The organism is Klebsiella sp. 1SOBk5mer (assembly GCF_046603115.1).
GTDB lineage: Bacteria > Pseudomonadota > Gammaproteobacteria > Enterobacterales > Enterobacteriaceae > Klebsiella > Klebsiella quasipneumoniae.
The window spans coordinates 313,185-333,290 of sequence record NZ_JBKIUU010000004.1; the positions used below are offsets into that span (position 1 = coordinate 313,185).

A 20,106-nucleotide genomic window follows, 5' to 3' on the forward strand; every position below is an offset into this window, starting at 1 on the left:
GGGATGCTGACCTTTTTTATCCGTCGTCCGCGATTTGCGATGGTGATCGCGCTGCTGCTGACCTTTGTCGGCGCGGTATCGCTGAAGCTGATCCCGGTGGAGCAGTACCCGGCGATCACGCCCCCGGTGGTGAACGTCACCGCCAGCTGGCCGGGCGCCAGCGCGTCAGACGTGGCGGAGGCCATCGCCGCCCCGCTGGAGACCCAGCTCAACGGCGTCGATCATATGCTGTATATGGAGTCCACCAGCTCGGACGAGGGGACGTACCGCCTGAGTATCACCTTCGCGGCAGGCACCGATGCCGATCTGGCGGCGATCGACGTGCAAAACCGGGTGGCGCAGGCGCTGGCGCAGCTTCCGGCGGAAGTGCAGCAGAATGGTGTCCAGGTGCGCAAGCGCGCCAGCAACCTGCTGATGGGGGTAAGCCTTTACTCGCCGCTGGGCACGCTGTCGCCGCTGTTTGTCAGCAATTACGCCAGCACCCAGGTGCGCGAGGCGCTGGCCCGCCTGCCCGGCGTCGGCGAGGTGCAGATGTTTGGCGCCCGGGATTACAGCATGCGCATCTGGCTGCGCCCGGACCGCATGAACGCCCTCAACATCACCACGGATGACGTTGCCCAGGCGCTGCGCGAGCAGAATGTGCAGGGGGCGGCGGGGCAGGTGGGCACCCCGCCGGTGTTCAACGGCCAGCAGCAGACGCTGACCATCAACGGACTGGGGCGTCTGAACGAGGCGGCCAACTTTGGCGAGATTATCCTCCGTCGCGGCGCGCAGGGGCAGCTGGTGCGCCTCGCCGACGTGGCGACCATCGAGCTGGGCGCCCGCAGCTACAGCTCCGGCGCGCAGCTGAACGGTAAAGCGTCGGCCTATCTGGGGATCTATCCGACGCCAACCGCCAACGCCCTGCAGGTCGCCAGCGCGGTGCGCGCGGAGCTTAACCGCCTGCACACTCGCTTTCCGGCGGATCTCACCTGGGAGGTGAAGTTCGATACCACCCGCTTTGTGGCGGCGACGATCAAAGAGATCGGCGTCTCGCTGGCGCTGACCCTGCTGGCGGTGGTGGTGGTGGTGTCGCTGTTCCTGCAGAGCTGGCGGGCGACGCTGATCGTGGCCCTGGCGATCCCGGTGTCACTGATCGGCACCTTTGCGGTGCTCTATCTGCTGGGCTACAGCGCCAACACCCTCAGCCTGTTCGCGATTATTCTCGCCCTGACGATGGTGGTGGATGACGCCATTGTGGTGGTGGAGAATGTCGAAACCAAAATGGCGGAAGGACTGGATCGCCTGCAGGCCACCGCCCAGGCGCTGCGGCAGATCGCCGGGCCGGTGATCGCCACGACCCTGGTGCTGTTGGCGGTGTTTGTGCCGGTGGCGCTGCTCCCGGGGATCGTCGGCGAGCTGTATCGGCAGTTTGCCGTGACGCTCTCCACCGCGGTGGCCCTGTCGAGCCTGGTGGCGTTAACCCTGACCCCGGCCCTCTGCGCGCTGCTGCTGCGCCCGCGACCCGCCCGGCCGGCGGCAGTGTGGCGGGCGTTTAACCGTCTTCTCGACGGCACCCGCGACGGCTATGGCCGGCTGGTGGGGTGGATGAACCGCCGCCCGTGGCTGGCGCTGGCGGCGACGGTAGCGGCGGGCGCGTTGGTGGCTTTCAGCTTCACCTCGATGCCGAAAGGCTTCCTGCCGCAGGAAGATCAGGGCTACCTGTTTGCCAGTGTGCAGCTGCCGGAGGCGGCGTCGCTGGAGCGCACCGAAGCGGTGATGGCCCAGGCGCGCAAGCTGCTGACGGCTAACCCGGCGGTGGAGGATGTGATTCAGGTGTCCGGCTTTAACATTCTCAACGGCACCAGCGCCGCTAACGGCGGGTTTATCTCGGTGATGCTCAAGGACTGGCATCAGCGGCCGCCGCTGGATACGGTGATGGCGGATATTCAGCGCCAGCTGCTGTCGCTGCCGGAGGCGACGATCATGACCTTCGCGCCGCCGACCCTGCCGGGCCTGGGCAATGCCTCGGGGTTTGATCTGCGCATTCTGGCGCAGGCCGGTCAGTCGTCGGCGGAGCTGGAGCAGGTGACGCGGGAGATCCTTCAGCTGGCGAACCAGCATCCGCAGCTGAGCCGGGTATTTACCACCTGGAGCAGCAACGTGCCGCAGCTGACCCTGACGGTCGACCGCGATCGGGCGGCGCTGCTGGATGTGCCGGTGGCGCAGATCTTCAGCAGCCTGCAGACGGCGTTCGGCGGCACGCGTGCCGGCGATTTCAGTCTTAACAACCGTGTCTATCATGTGGTGATGCAAAATGAGATGCAGTGGCGCGAGCGGGCTGAGCAGATTAGCGAGCTGTACGTCCGCAGCCGCGACGGCGAGCTGGTGCGGCTGAGCAATCTGGTCACCATTACGCCGACGGTGGGGGCGCCGTTTATTCAGCAGTACAACCAGTTCCCGTCCGTGTCGGTGAGCGGTTCTGCGGCCGAGGGGGTCAGCAGCCGCACGGCGATGGCGGCCATGGAGCAGATTTTGCAGGCCCATCTGCCGCCGGGGTATGACTACGCCTGGAGCGGGATCTCCTGGCAGGAGCAGCAGACCGGCAATCAGGCGGTGTGGATCGTGCTGGCGGCGGTGGCGATGGCGTGGCTGTTCCTGGTGGCGCAGTATGAAAGCTGGACGCTGCCGGCGAGCGTCATGCTCTCGGTGCTGTTCGCCATCGGCGGAGCGCTGGTCTGGCTGTGGACGGCGGGCTATGCCAACGATGTGTATGTCCAGATAGGGCTGGTGCTGCTGATCGCCCTGGCGGCGAAGAACGCGATTCTGATCGTTGAGTTCGCCCGCAGCCGGCGCGAGGAGGGGCTGTCGATAGTCGACGCCGCGCGCGAGGGTGCCACCCGCCGCTTCCGCGCGGTGATGATGACCGCGGTGTCGTTTATTATCGGCATCATGCCGATGATGCTCGCCACCGGCGCCGGGGCGCAGAGCCGGCGGATCATCGGCACCACGGTGTTCAGCGGGATGCTGGTGGCGACGATGGTTGGCATCCTGTTTATTCCTTCGCTGTATGTGCTGTTTCAGCGTATGCGCGAGTGGGTGCATCGGCGGGGGTAAGCGCGGCGCTACCGGTCGGTAACGGGGATACCCCAGGCTACAACGACTACCGGGCGGTCACCTCTCCCTTTGGGGAGAGCCGGGGTTAGGGGGAATTTTCCGTTCACGTTGCGTTTGGCAGAAAAGGGTAGTCCTTCGCTGGTGAACGGGTAAAGGGGGAGAAAACCGTCTCCCCCTTTACAATCCCCCCGGTCCCGCAGAGAAATCGGTGCTGCGCACTACGCTCACCTCCCGGTCGTCCGCCTGCGGTCGGCTCAACTCGATACTACTCGTCCCATCCCTGGGACTCGCCCCTGCGGGGCCAGCGCAAGCGCTGTTCAAAATTGCTCCCGGCAATTTTGTCGTGTCTCGAATCGCCTCTGGCCGCCCTCCGTGGCGGCCAGCCCTTGTCTGCCGACCTCCGGTTCGCCGATTTCAGCGGGAATCGGCTCCGCTGCACGCCCGTAGTTTTCAGAGGCCATACCATAGCGATCAGAATATATACGTTAAAAATTGTATGTGCCTTTCTCCGTGGCCCCGCTGTGTATACCGGGGCTGCAACGACTACCGGGCGGTCCTCTCTCCTCTGGGGGAGAGCCGATTTCAGCGGGAATCGGCCCCGCTGCACGCCCGTAGTTTTCAGGGGCCATACCATAGCGAGCAGACTTTGTAGGCCCGGTAAGCGCAGCGCCACCGGGCAAGGACATCGGGCACGGCGGCAATCCCTTGCCCGGCCTGTCGTTAATTTATTCACTCTCCTGGCTGGAATGGCCGCCCCCAAACGCGCCCGCTATTTCCTCTCCACCGTTATCATGGTCACGAACGGATGATACTGCCACGGCACGCTGCCGCCTTTGCGGTACATCTTCGATAGGGTGCCGTCGAGATAAAGCATCTGCCGCACCCCAAGCTTTGACTGCGCATAGCAGGCAAAATCATAGAAGTTGGTTTCGCGATCGCTGAGCATAAACACCACCCGGCCCTGCTTATCGATGCCAACGCCGTTGCGCAGTTTGCGCGAGCTGGCGGAGGGCTTCAGCCGCCAGTTGATAGCGCCATTTTCAATCAGCATCGGGCCGGACTGCACCGCATAGCGGATGGCGGGAGAGCGTTTAAACGCCGGCAGCGGCACGATTTTCGCCCGGCCGTTCTCCACCAGGAATACGCCGCCGGGGCGGATAAAGAAGTTCCCGCCGCCGGCGGAGCGGTTTACCGGCGTCAGGCGCTTGCCGTCTTCGATATACAGCCCCAGCGGCGCGTAGGCCTTATCGTAAATGCCGCCGTTCATCGCCATCTGCACCCGGCCATCGCCATCGATACCCGCCAGCAGCGAACGCAGGGAACCCCAGGCTTTGCCGTGCCGATCCTGCCAGTACATCGCAATGCGCTCTTTCTGCGCATCCACCCGATAGCTCTGCAGGGTCAGCGTCGGGTCGGTGAGGGTACAGGCGGCGCTGGCGAGGGTGGCCAGGGGCAGCAGCGCCAGGGGGAGCAGGCAGCGTAATAACATGGGCGGTCCTTTCTATGGTCTGCGCCGAGTATACCCGCCTCGCTGCCTTATGCCGCCCAAATCTCACAGTGTTTTTGCACCAGCCCGGAAAGCGAACCGCCGTTGGCGATAAACTCGCGCATCTGCTGCGCCTCGCTGTGCGGCGATTTCGCCTGACGAACCACCGCCTCCAGCGCCGCCGTCGCCTTCAGCTGATGGGCGAAAGGAGCCAGCCGGTCGGCGAGCTGCAGGATCTCCTGGCGGATGCTGCGCTGCTCCCCGCCGCGCACATCGGTGAGAGTCCCGTCCAGCCCGTAGCGACAGGCCTGATAGCGGTTAAAAGGATACAGCAGATAATCGTCAGGCTGGTGCTTAAAAGGACGCTCCGTCAACAGCCAGCAGGCCAGGGTCTGAATAAAGCCGGCGATGTAGATCGCCTGGGCAAGGGTCAGGGGGGTGTCCATCACCCGCACCTCGACGGTCCCAAACTGCGGGCTGGGGCGAATATCCCAGTGCAGATCCTTCATGCTGTCGATCATGCTGGTGTAGCTCAGCTGGCGGAACAGGCGACGAAACCCCTGCCAGTCGGCCACCCACGGCATCGGGCCGTTGTCGGGATAAGAGGAGAAGCGGTTGAGGCGCGAACAGGCGAAGCGGCTGTCGGTGCTGTCGAACCACGGCGAGGCGGCGTTAAGGGCGATGAAATGCGGCACAAAGCGCGACAGGCCGTGCAGCAGATAGATGGCGTCGTCGCCGCTCTGGCAGCCGACGTGCACATGCTGGCCAAAGACCGTCGCCTGCTGCGCCAGATAGCCAAAATGCTCGACGGTTTTGACATAGCGCGGATTGTCGCTGATCTGCTGGCGCTGCCAGGCATGAAAGGGGTGCGAACCGCCGCCGCAGATCTGCAGATGATGATGCAGCGCCGCGCGCTGGACCGCCTGCTGGATGGCGCTGAGCTGGGCTTGCGCATGGCTGATGTCGCGACACACCCCGGTGGCGATCTCCAGCATGCTCTCGGTGATATCGTGCTTGGCTTCTCCCACGGTCAGTTCATGCTGGACGTCGGCAATCAGAGTCGAGGCATCCTGGCTGAGGTCGTAACCCGGCGGGTTCACCACCTGCAGCTCCAGTTCGATACCGAGGGTAAACGGATCGGAGCGGTGAAAATCGGCTAAAGGCATAGTCTCTCCCGGTCGATGTGTTCTCTGAAGTATAGAAGGGATTGTTCCCGGCGGAGAATACGCCGCGGCGGGGGAGGGGGAAGCATAAAAAAGTGACGCGACGTGATTATTTAAATTTTGCGATATAGCGACTGGTGCAATTCTGCAACATATTTCCCGCTGGCGGTGCGGCAGAATAAGGTTGAATTATTTTCCCATAATTATCATGGTGATAATATAAGTCCTTCTTATTTTATCTGTCGGTTTCGGCCTATTTCCGCCCGCACCAGAGCTGGTACGCATTTTGCCTGTTAATCAGTGACACTTTATTTAACAGGGATCATGTGATGCACAAAACGACGTTATTTTCGCGTGCCGGTCGTCTCGCCGTGGCGGTGAGCGGCGCACTGGCCCTGGCGGGCGCCGCCTTACCTGCCAACGCCTCCACGCTGCGGATCGCCATGACCGCCGCGGATATTCCGTTGACCCTCGGCCAGCCGGATCAGGGCTATGAGGGCAACCGCTTTACCGGCATCCCGCTGTACGACGCGCTGGTGGAGTGGGATCTGTCGCAAGGGGAAAAGCCCAGCGGTCTGGTGCCGGGGCTGGCGACCGAGTGGCACATCGATCCGCAGAACACCCGCCGCTGGATTTTCACCCTGCGTCCGGGGGTGAAATTTCATGATGGGAGCGAGGTGAACGCCGACGCCATCGTCTGGAACGTGGATAAGGTGCTCAATAAAGCAGCGCCACAGTACGCCCCGGGTCAGATCGGCAACACCCTGTCGCGGATGCCGACCCTCGCCGGCGCGGAGAAAATTGACGATCACACCGTGGCGCTGACCACCTCGGAACCGGACGCGCTGCTGCCGTACAACATCACCAACCTGTTTATTGTCTCGCCCACGGCGTGGCAGAAGCAGTATGACGCGGTGCCGGCCAGCGCGGGCGATAGCGCCGCGCGCAGCAAACAGGCGTGGACCGCCTTCGCCGCCCATGCGGTGGGCAGCGGCCCGTTCAAACTGGAGAAGCTGGTGCCGCGTCAGCAGCTGATCCTCGCGAAAAACCCCGACTACTGGAATAAAGATCGCATTCCCCGGGTGGATAAGGTGGTGCTGATCCCCTTGCCGGAGGCTAACGCCCGCACCGCGGCGCTGCTGTCGAAGCAGGTGGACTGGATTGAAGCCCCGGCGCCAGACGCCATCGATCAGATCAAGTCTCAGGGTTTTCACCTCTACGCCAACACCCAGCCGCACCTGTGGCCCTGGCAGTTCTCCTTTGAAAAAGGATCCCCGTGGCAGGACATTCGGGTGCGCAAAGCGGCCAACCTGTGTCTGAACCGCGCCGAGCTGAAGAGCTACCTCGGCGGCTATATGACCGAGGCCACCGGGGTCTACGAGGCCGACAGCCCGTGGCATGGCAAACCCACCTTCCAGATCAAATATGACCCGGACGCCGCCCGTCAGCTGATGACCGAGGCCGGATACAGCGCCGGCAAGCCGCTGCACGTCACGGTGGCGACCTCGGCTTCCGGCTCCGGGCAGATGCAGCCCTTGCCGATGAACGAGTATATCCAGCAGAGCCTGAAGAGCTGCTTCTTCAATGTGGATATCAAAGTGGTGGAATGGAACACCCTGTTCACCAACTGGCGTCTGGGCGCCCGGGATCCCTCGGCAAAAGGGATCGACGCGATCAACGTCAGCGCCGCGGTCAACGATCCCTATTTTGGCCTGATCCGCTTCTCCACCGCCAAAGCGTTTCCGCCGGTGGCGACCAACTGGGGCTACTTCTCCACCCCGGAGACGGAAAAACTGGCCGCCACCGTCAAGCACGCCTTTACCCCGGAAGCGATGAATAAAGCCGCCGGCGAGCTGCACGCCGCGCTGGTGGATCAGGTGCCGTTCCTGTTTGTCGCCCACGACGTCGGGCCGCGCGCGATTTCGCCCGCGGTGACCGGGGTGGTGCAACCGCAGAGCTGGTTTATCGACCTCAGTCTGGTGAGCAAAAAAGAGTAATCGCGAAAGGGGCGACCGATGATCAATACGCTGCTATACCGCATTCTGCTGGCTATCCCCACCATGCTTGGGGTGGCGGTGATCTGTTTCATGCTGGTGCAGATAGCGCCTGGCGACCCGCTGGTGTCGGTAATGCCGCCGGACGCCTCGGAGGCGCTGCGCCAGACGTTGATGCAGGCCTACGGCTTTGATAAGCCGCTGCCCCTGCAGTTTATCCACTGGCTGTGGCGGGCGCTGCACGGCGACCTCGGTATGTCGGTCGCCACCGGCCGCCCGGTTATTGACGAGGTGATGACCGCGGTAAGCTACTCCCTGCGCCTGGCGCTGCTGGCGACGGCGATCGGTTTCGTCCTCGGCAGTCTGTTCGGCTTTGTCGCCGGCTATTTTCGCAACAGCGTCATTGACCGTCTGGCCTCGGTGTTGTCGGTGTTTGGCGTCAGCGTGCCGCACTACTGGCTGGGGATGCTGCTGGTGATCCTCTGCAGCGTCAAGTTCGCGCTGCTGCCGGCCACCGGCGGCGGGCCGATAGGCGAGGTGGGCTGGCAATGGGACTGGGCGCACCTGCAGTTCATGCTGCTGCCGGCCATCACGCTGTCGGTGATCCCGACCGGGATTATCGCCCGCACCGTGCGCTCGCAGGTCGCCGATATCCTCAGCCAGGAGTTCATCGTTGGCCTGCGCGCTCGCGGGCTCAACGAATCGCGCATCTTTGTCCACGTCATGAAAAATGCCGCGCCAACCGCGCTGGCGGTGATGGGGCTGCAGGTGGGCTATCTGATGGGCGGCTCGATCCTTGTGGAGACCGTCTTCTCCTGGCCGGGAACCGGGCTGCTGCTCAACACCGCCATTTTTCAGCGCGACCTGCCCCTGCTGCAGGGCACCATCTGGGTGCTGGCGCTGTTTTTCGTATTGCTCAACCTGTTGGTGGATATTCTGCAGACCACCCTCGACCCGCGCATTAAGAGGAGCTGACCATGGTGGATACGGCAACGACGAAAGCGGTCCCGGCCGCGCCGGCCAACGCTTCCCGGCAAGGTTACTGGCGCGGCGTGCTGCGCCGCTTGCTGCGCGATCCGGGCGGGGTATTCGTCGGCGCGATCATTCTCGTTCTGCTGGCCCTGGCGCTGTTCGGGCCGTGGCTTATCGTCAAAGACCCCTATCAAACGTCGATGTTCCTGCGCCTGAAGCCCATCGGCAGCGACGGCTTCCCGCTGGGCTCTGATGAGCTGGGGCGCGACATGCTGTCGCGACTGATCCTCGGCACCCGGCTGTCGCTGTTTATGGGGATTGTCCCGGTGGTGTTCGCCTTTTTTATCGGCGGCGCCATTGGGATCATCGCTGGCTATATGGGCGGCAAAATCAATACCCTGATCATGCGTACCGTGGATGTGTTCTATGCCTTTCCCTCGGTCCTGCTGGCGATTGCGCTGTCGGGGGCGCTGGGGGCTGGCATCGGCAATGCGCTGCTGTCGCTGACCCTGGTGTTTGTCCCGCAGGTGGCGCGGATTGCCGAGAGCGTGACCGCCCAGGTACGGCATATGGACTATATCGATGCCGCCCGGGCCACCGGCGCCAGCGCGTTGACCATTATCCGCGTCCAGGTGCTGGGTAACGTGCTCGGGCCGATCTTCGTCTTTTCCACCGGGCTGATTTCGGTGTGCATGATCCTCGCCTCCGGCCTGTCGTTTCTCGGCCTCGGCGTGCGGCCGCCGGAGCCCGAGTGGGGGCTGATGCTCAATACGCTGCGCACGGCAATCTATACCCAGCCGTGGGTGGCCGCCCTGCCGGGCCTGATGATTTTTATCACCTCCATTTCGTTCAATATCCTCGCGGACCGCCTGCGTGCGGCAATGGCGATTAAGGAGTAAGCGATGCAACCCTTTACCAATATCGACCTCGGCGGGCCGGCGCAGCCGCTGCTGAAGGTCAATCACCTGCTGAAGTACTTCCGCGGCGGCAAAGGCCGGGAGGTGGTCCAGGCGGTGGACGATATCAGCTTCACGGTGATGAAAGGCGAAACCCTGGGGGTGGTCGGCGAGTCGGGCTGCGGCAAATCGACCACCGCCCGGCTGCTGATGCAGCTGCTCACCCAGGACAGCGGCGAACTGATCTTCGACGGGCTGGGGGTCGGCTCGTCGCGTCTGCCGCTGAAAGCCTACCGTCGCCAGGTGCAGATGGTTTTCCAGGACAGCTATGCCTCGCTCAATCCGCGCCTGACCATGGAGGAGAGCATCGCCTTCGGCCAGCGGGTTCATGGCGTCAGCGCCAGAGAGGCCAGCGAATACGCCCGCTATCTGCTGGCGCACGTTGGCCTTGAGCCGGCGCGCTTTGCCGACCGCTATCCCCATGCGCTCTCCGGCGGCCAGCGGCAGCGGGTGAATATCGCCCGCGCGCTGGCGATGAAGCCGCGGCTGGTGATTCTTGATGAAGCGGTGTCGGCGCTGGATAAATCAGTGGAAGCTCAGGTGCTGCAGCTGCTGCAGGAGCTGAAGCGGACCCTCGAGCTGACCTACGTATTCATCAGCCACGATCTGCACGTGGTGCGCTGGCTGTCGGATCGGATCCTCGTCATGTACCTTGGCGAAGTGGTGGAGATCGGCCCGGCGGAGCAGCTGTTTACCGCCTCCGCCCATCCCTATACCCGGGCGCTGTTAAGCTCCATGCCCTCCATGGATCCGCAAAACCGCACCCTGACCTCGCCGCTGAGCGGCGATCCCCCCAGCCCCATCGCGCCGCCGAGCGGCTGCCGCTTTCACACCCGCTGCCCGCACGCGAAGGCGGTCTGCGCCGAGGTGAAACCGCGGCTGGAGGCGGTCGGGGAGGGGCACCAGAGCGCCTGCCTGATGGCGCAGCCGGCCTCGCCCTGGCATCAGAGCATCCCTCTTAAGGAGGTCAGCCATGTCGCATAACGCCTTTGTCCATGTGCGCGACCTGCGGGTCGTCTTTCGCCGCGACGGACAGACCATCAACGCGGTCAACGGGGTCTCCTTTGACGTACAAAAGGGGGAGGTGATGGCGTTGATTGGCGAGTCGGGTTCCGGCAAGAGCGTGACCCTGCGGGCGCTGATGCGCCTGCACCCGCCGGGGAGCAGTGAGCTCTCCGGCACCCTGCGGGTGGGGGACGACGCGGTGCTGACGATGAACGCCAGCCAGCTGCGGCGCTATCGCGGCGGGCGCTGCGCGATGATTTTTCAGGAGCCGCTGCTGGCCTTCGATCCGGTCTACACCGTCGGGCAGCAGATTATAGAAGGGCTGCGCCGCCACGAAGGGCTGTCGCGCCAGGCGGCCCGGGACAGAGCGCTGGAGGCCCTGCGTCAGGTGCGCATTCCCAGCCCCGAACGGCGGCTGGAGGCTTACCCGCACGAGATGTCCGGCGGGATGCGCCAGCGGGCGATGATCGCCCTTGCGCTCTCCTGTAACCCGCAGCTGCTGCTGGCGGATGAGCCGACCACCGCCCTCGACGCCACGGTGCAAATCCAGATCCTGATCCTGCTGCGCGAGCAGCAAAAGCAGCGCGGGCTGTCGATCGTGTTTGTGACCCACGATATCGGCGCCGCGGTGGAGATTGCCGACCGGGTGGCGGTGATGTACGCCGGGCGGATCGTCGAGGAGGCCGCCATGAGCGAGATCCTGCGCCACCCGCGCCATCCTTATACCCGGGTGCTGCTGGGCAGCCGGCCGAAAGAGGGGCTCAAGAAAGGCGATGCCCTGCACTGCATTCCCGGCGCGCCGCCGGATCTGGCGCGCTTGCCCCCCGGCTGCGCCTTTGCCGAGCGCTGCCCGCACCGTCGCCCGGTCTGCGAGCAGAGCCTGCCGCCGACGGAGGCCGCAGCGGAGCGCCACACAGTGAGTTGCCACCGCTGGCGCGAGCTGGCGATTGACGACCACGCGCAGGCCCTGGCCGTCTGACCGGCGGCAACACACTCTACAGATGAAGGCCAGGCGCTGATGCCTTATTTTCCACCGCCGGTTGCGCTGGCGGCGACCTTGATGTCAGGAGACCACCATGAGCAGTGATGTACTTTTTACCTCCGCCACCGACACCACCCGCTGGCGCATCAATGGCGACCGCCTGTGGGCGTCGTTAATGGACCTTGCTCAGATCGGCGCCACGCCGAAGGGCGGCTGCCGCCGTCTGACCCTCACCGACCTCGACCGCCAGGGGCGGGACCGGGTGATTAGCTGGGCGCGGGAGGCCGGGCTGAGCGTCACCATCGATAAAATCGGCAATGTGTTTATGCGCCGGGAAGGGCGCAACCCCAGCCTGCCGCCCATCGTCTCCGGCAGCCATATCGACACCCAGCCCTCCGGCGGCAAATTTGACGGCAACTACGGCGTGCTGGCGGCGCTGGAGGTGGTGCGCACGCTCAACGATCGGCAGATTGCCACCGAGGCGCCGATTGAGGTGGTGTTCTGGACCAACGAAGAGGGGTCGCGCTTTGTGCCGGTGATGATGGGCTCCGGGGTCTTTGCCGGGGTCTTCCCGCTGGAGAAGACCTGGGCCGTCACGGATAAAGAGGGCGTCAGCGTCGGCGAGGCGCTGGCGCAGATCGGCTATATCGGCGAGCAGACCCCGGGAGAACATCCCATCGGCGCCTATTTTGAGGCGCACATTGAGCAGGGACCGATCCTAGAAGATGAAGCGAAAACCATCGGTATCGTGCAGGGCGTGCTGGGGATCCGCTGGTACGACTGCGTGGTCACCGGCCAGGCGTCGCACGCCGGACCCACGCCGATGCGCCTGCGTCAGGATGCCCTGCAGGTGGCGACCCGCATTATGCAGGAGGTGGTCGCCATTGCCGGGCGCAGCGAAGAGGGACGCGGCACCGTCGGCAGCGTGCAGGTGTGGCCCAACAGCCGCAACGTGGTGCCCGGGGAGGTCACCTTCTCCATTGATATGCGCAATCTCAGCGATGCGCTGGTGGATGAAATGGATCGCCAGCTGCGGGCGTTTATCACGGAGGTTGAGCGGGAGAGCGGTCTGCAGGTGGCCCTGAAGCAGGTGAGCCATTATCCGGCGGCGCCGTTCGATGGCGAATGCCAGCAGGCCATTGCCGATGCCGCGCAGCGGCTGGGCTATCCGGCGCGGCCGATTGTCTCCGGCGCCGGGCATGACGCCGTGTATATGAGCTACCTGGCGCCGACCGGGATGATTTTTATCCCCTGCAAGGACGGGATCAGCCATAACGAAATGGAGTATGCCTCGCCGGAGCACGTCGCCGCCGGGGCCAACGTGCTGCTGCAGGTGATGCTCCAGTACGCCCGGCCGGTGTAGGCGGTCATCCTCCCCGGCGGGGCGACGCGTCAGGTCAGGCGCGGCTCCCGCTCCCTGCGCCAACCCGCTGGCGGCCAAATTTGCGCGAGCCCACCACGCACAGCACCACCCCGAGGGTGACCGCCAGCATCAAGGGGCTGACGGTTTCGTGCAACAGCGCCGCCGACAGGCCAAGCCCAAAGAACGGCTGCAATAGCTGGAGCTGGCCGACGGCGGCGATCCCGCCCGCGGCCAGCCCTTTGTACCAGAAGATGAAACCGATCAGCATGCTGAAGAGCGACACATAGCCCAGCGCGGCCCAGGAGGAGGCCGAGATGGCATGCCAGGAGGCGGGCTGAACTATCAGCGAGGCGGGGAGCATCAACGGCAGGGCTATCACCAGCGCCCAGCAGATCACCTGCCAGCCGCCGAGCTCCCGGGTCAGCTTTGCCCCTTCCGCATAGCCGAGGCCGCAGGCGATCACCGCCGCCAGCATCAGCAGATCGCCGCTGAGCGACGCCGCCGCACTTTGCGTCAGGGCGAATCCCATCACCAGCAGGCTGCCCAGCAGCGAAAAGATCCAGAAAGCCCGCCGCGGACGTTCGCCACCGCGCAGTACGCCGAAGAGGGCGGTCATCAGCGGCAGCAGGCCAATAAACACAATCGAATGCGCCGAGGTGATGCGCTGCAGGGCCAGCGCCGTGAGCAGGGGAAAGCCGATCACCACCCCGGATGAGACGATGATCAGGGGCACAAGCTGCGCCAGGCGCGGGCGTTTCTGACGAAAGCCGACTAGCAGCGCGACGGCAAGCAGCCCGGCGATGGAGGCGCGCAGAAAGGTCAATAACAACGGATCCATATCCTGCACCGCCAGCCGCGTCGCGGGCAGCGAACCGCTGAAAATGATCACCCCCAGTAAACCATGAAGCCATCCGGACCAGGGGCCGGGCGCCGATTTATCCAGTGTTGAATCTACCACGTTAACCTCGCGTTATCTGATTGGGCTGCGCCCGCTTGAGCATCGTCAGCGGCGATGGTAATGTGGCCAATCTGATACAATCAAATTATTGTCATAGATACATTTCACGATGAAAGCCCGATACAAAGCCGTTGTCGACCGATACGCGCAGGCGATCCGCAGCGGGCAGCTGCCCGCCGGCAGCCGTCTGCCGACGCACCGTACCCTGGCCGCCGAGGAACGCCTCTCGCTGGCCACCGCCACGCGCGTCTACCGTGAACTGGAGGAGATGGGGCTGGTCAGTGGCGAAACCGGGCGCGGCACCTTCGTGCGGGACCTCTCGCTGCCGCCGGGGCATGGGGTCGACCAGCAGGTGGTGGCCGCCGACGTCGTGGATCTTAACTTCAACTACCCTTCGCTGCCGGCGCAGGGCGATGCGCTGCGCGAGGCGCTCAGGCAGCTGGCGATGGCGGGCGATATTGACTCGCATCTGCGCTATCAGCCTCACGCCGGGCGGCTCGCCGAGCGGGAAATCATCGCCCGCCATTTGACCTGCCGGCACTTTGCGCCGGACGCGGAAAATGTCCTGATCGTCAACGGCGCGCAGCACGGGCTGGCGGTGACCGTTATGGGGCTGTTACGTCCGGGGGATGTGGTGGCGGTGGATGCGCTGACCTATTCGGGCTTCAAGGTGCTGGCGGCGCTCTATCATCTGGAGCTGGCGGCGATCCCCTGTCGGGCCGAAGGGCCGGACCTGCAGGCGCTTCACACGCTGTGCCAGCAGCGGCGGGTGCGGGCGGTGTATACCATGCCGACGCTGCACAATCCGCTGGGCTGGGTGCTCAACGCCGGGCAGCGGCAGGCGCTGGCCGACCTCGCGCGCCAGCACGATCTGCTGATTATCGAAGATGCCGCCTACGCCCGGCTGGTGAGCCGTCCGCCGCCGCCGGTGGTCAGCTATGCGCCGGAAAGAACGGTGTATGTCACCGGATTTTCGAAAAATATCGCCACCGGACTGCGCGTGGGGGTGGTGATTTCTCCGCCGCGCTATCGGCCGGAGATTGAGCGCGCCATCCGGGCCACGACGTGGAATACGCCGACGCTGATAAGCTCGCTGATCTGCGCCTGGATTGAAGATGGCACGGTGGCCCGCTTTGAAACGCAGAAACGACAGGATGCGCGACAGCGGCAGCAGGTGGCCCGCGAGGTGCTCTGCTGCCTTCCCGTCGTGAGTCATCCCGATTCGTACTTCGTCTGGCTGCCGCTGGGCGAAGAGAGCCGGGCCGACCGGCTGGCGAATGCGCTGATGGAACGCCGTATTTCGGTGTCGACCGCCGAGCCGTTCTGCGTCTCCGCCACGATCCCACAGGCGCTGCGCATCGCGCTCGGTTCGGTGCCTTTCGACAGCCTGCGCCCGGCGCTGCTCAACGTGCGTGATGCCGTCGAGTATGAGCAATCCCGCTAACCCATCTGCTCCAGCTGGCCGCGCAGGACTTCCACCCCCCGGGCGATGGCGTCGGGGTTAATGGCGTGGAATCCCATGCGAAAGTAGTTATCCGGCGGCGCGGCGTTGAGAAAATGGCGCGCCCCGGGCTCAATCAGCACGCCGGCGTGGGCGGCGCGCCAGGTAAGCTGCTGGGTGTTGATCTGCGCCGGGGTCTGCAGCCAGAAGGCGTTAGCGTGTTCGCTCCCCGCCAGCGCGCGGCACGACGGCAGGTAGCGCTGCAGGGCGGCGTGCAGGCGCTCCCAGCGCTGGGCGGAGTCGTAGTGGTAGCGCCGCAGATGGGTTTCATAATGGCCCTGGGCGAGGAAGTGGGCCATCTGGTACTGAATGTTGGTCGGCGGATGGCGATAGACCAGTCGGCGCAGGGCGCGCGCCTCGTCGATCAGGTCCGGGTCGGCGACCATAAACCCCAGCCGCAGCCCCGGCGACAGCGCCTTTGACAGGCTGCTGACATACACCACCCGGCCGCTGCGATCGCTGGCCTTCAGCGCCGGCAGCGGGTTTTGGGTAAAGTTACTCTCCGAGTCATAATCATCTTCAATGATCACCGCGTCATGGCGGGCGGCATGCTCCAGCAGCTGGCGGCGGCGCGCGCTGCTCATCGCCACACCGGTGGGCACCTGGTGGCCGGGGGTGACATAGTAGTAATCGCAGGGACGCTCATTAAGCACGATCCCCTCTTCATCCACCGGGTGCGGCGCTACCTCGGCGTCGGCGAGCAGAAAGGTGTTGATGGCTTCGCGAAAGCAGGGGTTTTCGACGCCAATGCGGGTGGTGGAAGAGAGCAGCAGCCGTGTCAGCAGGTAGAGGGCGTTTTGCGAGCCCAGGGTGATGAGAATTTCGTCCGGGGCGGCGACAATGCCGCGCTTGGGCAGCACCCGGGTGCGGATCTGCTCGATGAGCATCGGCACATCCTGGTCAATATGGTCGACCACCCACGCCGGATCGCGCACCCCGCCGTGCAGCCAGTTGGCCGCCGAGCGCCAGGTGGCCAGCGGGAACTGCCGGGTATCGGGCTGGCCGTAGATAAACGGGTAGCGGTAGTGCATCCAGCCCGCCGGTTTGAGGATCGACTCCTGCTGGCTGGGGGTCATCTGCAGCCGGTCGCCCCAGCGTGGTGCAGCCGCTTCGCGCTGCGGTGCACTCTCGACCGCGGGAGGCGAAGCGTCGTGATAGTCGGGATGCAGGTAGTAACCGCTTCGCGGGCGGCTTATCAGATAGCCCTCGTTGACCAGGCTTTCGAACACCAGGGCGGTGGTATTGCGCGAGACGCGCAGCTGGCTGGCCAGCTGGCGGCAGGAGGGCAGCGGGGTGTCGGCGGCGAAGATCCCGCTGAGAATGGCATTCACCAGCGTCTCTCGCACCTGCTCCTGTAAACCGCGGCCAGGCTCAAAATCAACGTGTAACAGGTGACGGATCATACGGGGCTCCTCTGGCAATAACGCATCGCGACCACCCCATAAGCTCAGCAAATTCCATACCAGCCTTCCGCCATCTGACACAGCGATGCGGCCCATCTGGCTCTATACGGAATTGCAAAACGCTCCCACATTAAAAACGCATTCAGCCGCCGCGGACCGGAACCTCCCGGCCTCTATTTTGCATAAACCTTTTCGCGTTCTGGAATGAACCCGTCTGGCCCATCCATCAGGGGTGAAATAATGAAAAAATCATTGGCATCAATGTGTCTGAGCGCTGTATTAACGGTTGCTTTTTCTTATCACGCCGTCGCGGCCGATCTGCCGGAAATAGAAAAATCCGGCACCCTGAAAGTGGCGACGGAAGATGATTATGCGCCATTTAACTTTATGAATAATGGTCAGGCCGATGGCTTTAACAAAGATATGCTTGAGGAGTTACGTAAATACGCCAAATTTCATGTCGACCAGAGCATATTACCGTGGACCGGATTATTAGCGGCGGTTTCCACCGGACAATACGATATGGCCTTGACCGGGGCGGTTATTACCGATGAGCGGCTGAAGGTCTTTGATTTCACCCCGCCGTGGGCCTCCGCGCAGCACTATTTCGTCAAACGCGCTGGCGATACCTCGCTAAACACCATTGCCGATCTCAGCGGCAAAAAAGTGGGCGTGCAGGCGGGCAGCGCGCTGCTGGCGCGTTTGCCGGAGCTGAAGGCGATGCTGGAGAAGACCGGCGGCAAGCTGGGGCCGGTGGTGGAGTACCCCTCCTATCCGGAAGCCTACGCCGACCTGGCGAATAAGCGGCTGGATTACGTGATTAACGTGGTGATCTCGGTGAACGACCTGGCGAAAGCCAAACCGAAGGTCTTCGCCAAAGGGCTGGCCGTCTCCGGACCGGGCTATATGGCGTGGCCGATCCCGAAAAACTCGCCGCAGCTGCTGGCCTATATGACCAAGTTTATGAACCACATGAAGGAGACCGGCAAGCTCGCCGAGCTGCAGAAAAAGTGGTTTGGCGAAACCTATGACAACCTGCCTACCGAGGCGATCACCAGCCCGGAACAGTTTCATAAGCTTGCCGGTCTGTAATGTTCCGCGGCGGGCGACCGCCGCCTGTTGCTGAGAAGGAGGGCCTCATGGATGCAATTTCCTGGCAGTTATTAATCGAAGGCGCATGGACGACCCTCTGGATTTCGGCCATCGCTATCGCCTTCGGGGTGGTGGCGGGGCTGCTGATCGCCCTGGTGCGGATGCTGCGCCTGCCGGTTATCGACCAGCTGCTGGTGGTCTATATCAGCCTGGCCCGCGCGACGCCGCTGGTGACGCTGGTGCTGTTTCTGTTCCTTTCCTTGCCCACGATGGGCATTAACCTCGACAAGAACGTGGCCGCCATCGTGGCGCTGACGCTTAACACCTCGGCGTTTAACGCTGAGATCTGGCGCAACGCCTTCCGCACCTTTCCGCGCGAACAGCGGGAGGCGGCGGAATCGGTGGGAATGCGCCGCTGGACCTACTTCCGCTACATCATGCTGCCGCAGATGTGGATCGAGAGCCTGCCGGCGCTGGTCAATGAGATGTCGTTTTTGATCAAAGGTAGCCCGGCGATCGCCGTGATCGGCGTGGTGGATCTCACCCGGGTGACCAACCGTATCTCCTCGGTCACCTACGAGCCGCTGTCGCCGATCCTCGCCGCCGGCCTGCTGTATGTGGCGATCATCGGCTGTTTATTGAAGCTGCAGGGGATTGCGGAACGGAAAGCCAGGCGCCTGGCGCGCTAGCAACGGGAGGTATTATGAATCAGTGGGGCGTTATCTGGTCGGTACGCGATAGCTTTATTGCCGGGTTATTCGCGACCCTCGAACTGTTTATTACCGCCGCCCTCGCGGCCCTTATTATCGGTATTGCGCTGTGTTATTTTAGCGAATATCAAAAGAAAGTCCTTAACCGGGTTATCATTGGTTTCGTCAGCCTGATGCGCGCGATCCCTTTTTTGATCCTCGCCTATCTGCTGTATTACGGACTGCCGCAGCTCGGTATTAGCATGGAGCCGTGGACCGCCGGTTTACTGGCCCTGATTATTTATCATGGCGCCTATTTCTTTGAAATATTGCGCAGCCAGCGGCGGGTATTTTCCGGCGGGTATATTGAAGCCGCCATTGCTCAGGGCTTTTCTCGCTATGCCATTTTTCGGCGGATTATTTTACCCAATATCGTCTCTTCCGCCTTACCGCTGATCGGCAATCAGCTGATTATCTGCCTGAAGGACACCGCTTTTCTGAGCATTATTACCGTTCAGGAGATCACCGCCGCCGCCAACAGCGTCCAGGCGACCTATTTTATTCCGTTTAACGCCTTTATCGTCGCCATTGGGCTTTACTGGGCGATCAGCATTCTGCTGGAGCTGCTGATTAAGCGCCTGACCGCCTGGGGAGCCAAAAGAGGAATGAGCCATGCCTGAGTCTATTGCCGTAAGCGTCAAAAACGTCTCCAAGCAGTTCGATAATGTGGAAGTCCTGCGGGATATTAACCTGACGGTGGAGAAGGGGACCGTGGTGAGTATTCTCGGCTCGTCCGGGTCGGGAAAATCCACCCTGCTGCGCTGTATGAACTGGCTGGAACAGCCGGACCGCGGCGAAATTCATATCGGCGGTCAGCGGCTGGGGATTGATGAGCAGCGCGGCCGGGCAATGTCGCACCGCCAGCTGGCGAAAATCCGCGAACGGGTGGGGATGGTGTTTCAGAGTTTTAACCTGTGGCCGCACCTGACCGTGCAGCAGAACGTCAGCGAGGCGCTGCTGCGCGTTAAGGGCATGAAACGAGACGAGGCGCAGGCCATGGCCATGCAGCAGCTGGAGAAAGTCGGCATGGCGCACAAAGCCGATGTCTACCCGATCACTCTCTCCGGCGGGCAGAAGCAGCGGGTGGCGATCGCCCGTTCGCTGGCGATGTCGCCGGAAGTTATCCTCTTTGACGAACCGACCTCGGCGCTGGATCCGGAGCTGGTGAACGAGGTGTTAGGGGTGATGAAAGCCCTTGCCGCCGAGGGCTACACCATGGTGGTGGTGACCCACGAGATGGATTTTGCCCGCCAGGTGTCCAATGAGGTGGTGTTTCTGGAGAAGGGGCTGCTGATTGAGAAGGCGCCGCCGGAGAAGTTTTTCACGCAACCTGACTCCGAACGCGTCAGGCAGTTTCTGCAAAGCAGCCGCTAGACCGGGCAGTGC

General features: G+C 63.2%; 16 protein-coding genes. 12 read left to right on the forward strand and 4 right to left on the reverse strand.

The genetic code is table 11. The features are described 5' to 3' along the window. The first annotated feature begins 3 nt into the window (after nucleotides 1-3). Complete coding sequence (locus tag ACLH1U_RS12505) at nucleotides 4-3,096, forward strand: efflux RND transporter permease subunit (RefSeq protein ID WP_411299272.1); 3,093 nt, start codon at nucleotides 4-6, stop codon at nucleotides 3,094-3,096. Between the two features lie 769 nt (nucleotides 3,097-3,865). On the opposite strand, the gene ACLH1U_RS12510 is transcribed toward ACLH1U_RS12505, so the two are convergent. Next, a complete protein-coding gene (locus ACLH1U_RS12510; protein ID WP_065882582.1) occupies nucleotides 3,866-4,585 on the reverse strand; it encodes a phosphodiester glycosidase family protein in 720 nt (239 codons plus the stop codon). Between the two features lie 47 nt (nucleotides 4,586-4,632). Further along, a complete protein-coding gene (locus ACLH1U_RS12515) occupies nucleotides 4,633-5,748 on the reverse strand; it encodes a YbdK family carboxylate-amine ligase (protein WP_411299273.1) in 1,116 nt (371 codons plus the stop codon). A gap of 326 nt (nucleotides 5,749-6,074) precedes the next feature. Between ACLH1U_RS12515 and ACLH1U_RS12520 the strand changes: the two genes are divergently transcribed. The 6 genes from ACLH1U_RS12520 to ACLH1U_RS12545 all read left to right on the forward strand — a co-directional run bounded on the left by ACLH1U_RS12520 (nucleotide 6,075) and on the right by ACLH1U_RS12545 (nucleotide 13,017). After that, nucleotides 6,075-7,742, forward strand: a complete 1,668-nt coding sequence (locus ACLH1U_RS12520; RefSeq protein ID WP_411299274.1) for an ABC transporter substrate-binding protein — start codon at nucleotides 6,075-6,077, stop codon at nucleotides 7,740-7,742. Nucleotides 7,743-7,760: 18 nt separating this feature from the next. Beyond that, on the forward strand, nucleotides 7,761-8,714 hold the full coding sequence (locus ACLH1U_RS12525; protein ID WP_023288740.1) for an ABC transporter permease: 954 nt from the start codon (nucleotides 7,761-7,763) through the stop codon (nucleotides 8,712-8,714). A gap of 2 nt (nucleotides 8,715-8,716) precedes the next feature. After that, nucleotides 8,717-9,610, forward strand: a complete 894-nt coding sequence (locus ACLH1U_RS12530) for an ABC transporter permease (protein ID WP_023288741.1) — start codon at nucleotides 8,717-8,719, stop codon at nucleotides 9,608-9,610. A gap of 3 nt (nucleotides 9,611-9,613) precedes the next feature. Continuing rightward, nucleotides 9,614-10,651, forward strand: a complete 1,038-nt coding sequence (locus ACLH1U_RS12535) for an ABC transporter ATP-binding protein (RefSeq protein ID WP_048334323.1) — start codon at nucleotides 9,614-9,616, stop codon at nucleotides 10,649-10,651. Continuing rightward, the gene (locus ACLH1U_RS12540) at nucleotides 10,641-11,651 is read left to right on the forward strand and encodes an ABC transporter ATP-binding protein (RefSeq protein ID WP_085551169.1); all 1,011 of its coding nucleotides are present in this window, start codon (nucleotides 10,641-10,643) and stop codon (nucleotides 11,649-11,651) included. The genes ACLH1U_RS12535 and ACLH1U_RS12540 overlap by 11 nt, the downstream gene beginning before the upstream one ends. Nucleotides 11,652-11,748: 97 nt before the next feature. Continuing rightward, on the forward strand, nucleotides 11,749-13,017 hold the full coding sequence (locus ACLH1U_RS12545) for a Zn-dependent hydrolase (RefSeq protein ID WP_085551168.1): 1,269 nt from the start codon (nucleotides 11,749-11,751) through the stop codon (nucleotides 13,015-13,017). 34 nt (nucleotides 13,018-13,051) lie between these two features. On the opposite strand, the gene ACLH1U_RS12550 is transcribed toward ACLH1U_RS12545, so the two are convergent. Next, nucleotides 13,052-13,960 (reverse strand): DMT family transporter, encoded by a 909-nt coding sequence (locus ACLH1U_RS12550; protein WP_102003103.1) that lies wholly within the window; start codon nucleotides 13,958-13,960, stop codon nucleotides 13,052-13,054. Nucleotides 13,961-14,084: 124 nt separating this feature from the next. Between ACLH1U_RS12550 and ACLH1U_RS12555 the strand changes: the two genes are divergently transcribed. After that, entirely contained in the window at nucleotides 14,085-15,419 is a 1,335-nt protein-coding gene (locus ACLH1U_RS12555) for a PLP-dependent aminotransferase family protein (protein ID WP_411299275.1), read from the forward strand. On the opposite strand, the gene ACLH1U_RS12560 is transcribed toward ACLH1U_RS12555, so the two are convergent. Next, nucleotides 15,416-16,879, reverse strand: coding sequence for a PLP-dependent aminotransferase family protein (locus ACLH1U_RS12560; protein ID WP_023288747.1), 1,464 nt, complete (start codon nucleotides 16,877-16,879; stop codon nucleotides 15,416-15,418). The genes ACLH1U_RS12555 and ACLH1U_RS12560 overlap by 4 nt on opposite strands. Nucleotides 16,880-17,119: 240 nt before the next feature. On the opposite strand from ACLH1U_RS12560, the gene ACLH1U_RS12565 reads away from it, so the two are divergent. From ACLH1U_RS12565 to ACLH1U_RS12580, 4 genes are read left to right on the forward strand one after another with little or no spacing between them, the layout of a single operon-like run. Beyond that, nucleotides 17,120-17,971, forward strand: a complete 852-nt coding sequence (locus ACLH1U_RS12565) for a transporter substrate-binding domain-containing protein (RefSeq protein WP_022631237.1) — start codon at nucleotides 17,120-17,122, stop codon at nucleotides 17,969-17,971. Nucleotides 17,972-18,018: 47 nt separating this feature from the next. Next, the gene (locus ACLH1U_RS12570; protein WP_002893187.1) at nucleotides 18,019-18,660 is read left to right on the forward strand and encodes an amino acid ABC transporter permease; all 642 of its coding nucleotides are present in this window, start codon (nucleotides 18,019-18,021) and stop codon (nucleotides 18,658-18,660) included. A 14-nt stretch (nucleotides 18,661-18,674) separates the two neighbouring features. After that, on the forward strand, nucleotides 18,675-19,340 hold the full coding sequence (locus tag ACLH1U_RS12575) for an amino acid ABC transporter permease (protein ID WP_048296980.1): 666 nt from the start codon (nucleotides 18,675-18,677) through the stop codon (nucleotides 19,338-19,340). After that, nucleotides 19,333-20,094 (forward strand): amino acid ABC transporter ATP-binding protein, encoded by a 762-nt coding sequence (locus tag ACLH1U_RS12580; protein ID WP_032455037.1) that lies wholly within the window; start codon nucleotides 19,333-19,335, stop codon nucleotides 20,092-20,094. The genes ACLH1U_RS12575 and ACLH1U_RS12580 overlap by 8 nt, the downstream gene beginning before the upstream one ends. Nucleotides 20,095-20,106: the final 12 nt, after the last annotated feature.

Bases quoted from the DNA above. Each gene is read 5' to 3' on its own strand.
- ACLH1U_RS12545 (WP_085551168.1), top strand. From the start codon at position 11,749: ATGAGCAGTGATGTACTTTTTACCTCCGCCACCGACACCACCCGCTGG.
- ACLH1U_RS12510 (WP_065882582.1), bottom strand. From the start codon at position 4,585: ATGTTATTACGCTGCCTGCTCCCCCTGGCGCTGCTGCCCCTGGCCACC.
- ACLH1U_RS12505 (WP_411299272.1), top strand. From the start codon at position 4: ATGCTGACCTTTTTTATCCGTCGTCCGCGATTTGCGATGGTGATCGCG.
- ACLH1U_RS12530 (WP_023288741.1), top strand. From the start codon at position 8,717: ATGGTGGATACGGCAACGACGAAAGCGGTCCCGGCCGCGCCGGCCAAC.
- ACLH1U_RS12565 (WP_022631237.1), top strand. From the start codon at position 17,120: ATGAAAAAATCATTGGCATCAATGTGTCTGAGCGCTGTATTAACGGTT.
- ACLH1U_RS12540 (WP_085551169.1), top strand. From the start codon at position 10,641: ATGTCGCATAACGCCTTTGTCCATGTGCGCGACCTGCGGGTCGTCTTT.
- ACLH1U_RS12580 (WP_032455037.1), top strand. From the start codon at position 19,333: ATGCCTGAGTCTATTGCCGTAAGCGTCAAAAACGTCTCCAAGCAGTTC.
- ACLH1U_RS12520 (WP_411299274.1), top strand. From the start codon at position 6,075: ATGCACAAAACGACGTTATTTTCGCGTGCCGGTCGTCTCGCCGTGGCG.
- ACLH1U_RS12525 (WP_023288740.1), top strand. From the start codon at position 7,761: ATGATCAATACGCTGCTATACCGCATTCTGCTGGCTATCCCCACCATG.
- ACLH1U_RS12555 (WP_411299275.1), top strand. From the start codon at position 14,085: ATGAAAGCCCGATACAAAGCCGTTGTCGACCGATACGCGCAGGCGATC.
- ACLH1U_RS12575 (WP_048296980.1), top strand. From the start codon at position 18,675: ATGAATCAGTGGGGCGTTATCTGGTCGGTACGCGATAGCTTTATTGCC.
- ACLH1U_RS12560 (WP_023288747.1), bottom strand. From the start codon at position 16,879: ATGATCCGTCACCTGTTACACGTTGATTTTGAGCCTGGCCGCGGTTTA.
- ACLH1U_RS12515 (WP_411299273.1), bottom strand. From the start codon at position 5,748: ATGCCTTTAGCCGATTTTCACCGCTCCGATCCGTTTACCCTCGGTATC.
- ACLH1U_RS12570 (WP_002893187.1), top strand. From the start codon at position 18,019: ATGGATGCAATTTCCTGGCAGTTATTAATCGAAGGCGCATGGACGACC.
- ACLH1U_RS12535 (WP_048334323.1), top strand. From the start codon at position 9,614: ATGCAACCCTTTACCAATATCGACCTCGGCGGGCCGGCGCAGCCGCTG.